Origin of the sequence: Alteromonas sp. McT4-15, from assembly GCF_020515205.1 — a bacterium.
GTDB lineage: Bacteria > Pseudomonadota > Gammaproteobacteria > Enterobacterales > Alteromonadaceae > Alteromonas.
Map to the genome: position 1 here is coordinate 1 of NZ_JAJALG010000090.1, position 1624 is coordinate 1624.

Annotated in this window: 2 protein-coding genes; both read left to right on the forward strand. The window is 38.7% G+C overall.

What is annotated here, in order from left to right:
• Window positions 1-151: 151 nt before the first annotated feature.
• Window positions 152-793 (forward strand): YIP1 family protein, encoded by a 642-nt coding sequence (locus tag LHL20_RS20855; protein WP_226434678.1) that lies wholly within the window; start codon window positions 152-154, stop codon window positions 791-793.
• Between the two features lie 128 nt (window positions 794-921).
• Window positions 922-1413, forward strand: coding sequence for a YcxB family protein (locus tag LHL20_RS20860; protein ID WP_226434679.1), 492 nt, complete (start codon window positions 922-924; stop codon window positions 1411-1413).
• Window positions 1414-1624: the final 211 nt, after the last annotated feature.

The following is a 1624-nucleotide window of genomic DNA, read 5'->3' on the forward strand; positions in this document are numbered from 1 at the left end:
ACAAAAAAATTAAGTCGCCTGCTAGCGCAGGCTGGGACGCATACACGTGGGCTGCTTCGCATTATAGCCCACGCGTCTGCGCCCCTTATTTAAAAGTTAGGTGCTCAAACACATGTTCAATCTATTGTGTTTTTTCAAAAACGGAATTTAAATGACATCAATTTTCAATCAATTTTACCGTCTATATTTTAGACCCTCACAATTCTTTTCAGATACAAACTTACTTCAAAATCGTTGGCTCATCTTTTTGGCTACGACTTTTTATAGTGTCATTGTCGTCTTTGAAAGGATAGAGCAAAAAGTAATTCGCTACGATATGGTTAATGTACCAGAATCTAAAGAGGCTCTATTAAACACAATAGTTACTAGCTGGTTTGTATTTTGGTCTGTATCTTTGGTTATCGGTCTTCTCTTTGCATGGTTAATATGGTGGATCGGCGGTTGGTTTTATAACTTACGAATAAAGTGGTGTGGTGCTGGTCAGTTCAATCGAGAACTAGGACGCTCTATTTACGTTATTTCTAATATGGTATACGCCTTACCAGTTGCAATAGGAATGCTTATTGTAACTATTTGTTATAAAGATTATTTAAGCTTCTATAGTGAAGATTATATATTTTCAATTGTAGCTATGGTTTTTGTTGTTTGGTCTCTAATCGCCAGTTATAAAGCTGTAGCTACAAATTTTAAAGTTAAAAGATGGTTAGCTATATGGTGGTTTATAGCTGCTCCAATAATAGTAAATATACTTGTCTTGTCTTTTTACGTTTTTGTTTCTTTGTATATAAAATAAAATCGCACCTAACAAGAAAATTAAGTTACTCACTTCGTTCGTTGGGACGCATACACGCAGGGCGGCTTCGCCATTATGCCCCATATGCCTGCGCCCCTTATTTAAAAGTTAGGTATGCAAGGAATGTCATGGAAGTTAGGTACACCAATACAAAAGATGATTTAGTCGCGTTCAATGATCATCATCTCGCGAATGCTAGACCATATCAGCGGCGTAAAATCATAAATCTATATGTAACTCCTGTTGTCTTATTAATAGCCTTTTCAGTATTTGCGTTAAGTACTGGCAAAGTTGGCTTCTATATTGGAGGAGTTCTCGGAGCTTTGGCTTCTTACCTATGGACGTTTTTTGCATACAAACGATACGCTAGGAAGTATGCTGAGGTATTTCAAAAGGAAGTTTTTTGCGAACATAAGGTTGTTATTTCTGATGTTGGAGTAAGTGAGTCAACGGCTAATAGCAGCAGCCAGTTTACTTGGGACGCGCTGGTGAAAATAGAAAGTAATGAAGACTATATTTTCATTTATAACACTCCCGCAACGGCGTTTGTGATTCCAAAACGGGAAGTAGGTAAAGACTCTTTTGAAGCAGTGAAGCTTGCACTAGATAATGCGCAGTAGTGCATACCTAACAAAAAAATTAAGTCGCTCGCAAGCTCGCTGGGACACAAACATGGCGGCTGTGTCACTTCGTTCCGATTATAGCCGCCATGTTTGTGCCCCTTATTTGGGTGTTGGTATGACTCCCTTTGTCAACCCTGAACGAGCGCTTCCCTGACACTCTTTCAGCCCATAATTAGCTGTGTTCCTCACTCATATTAAATGAGCTAAC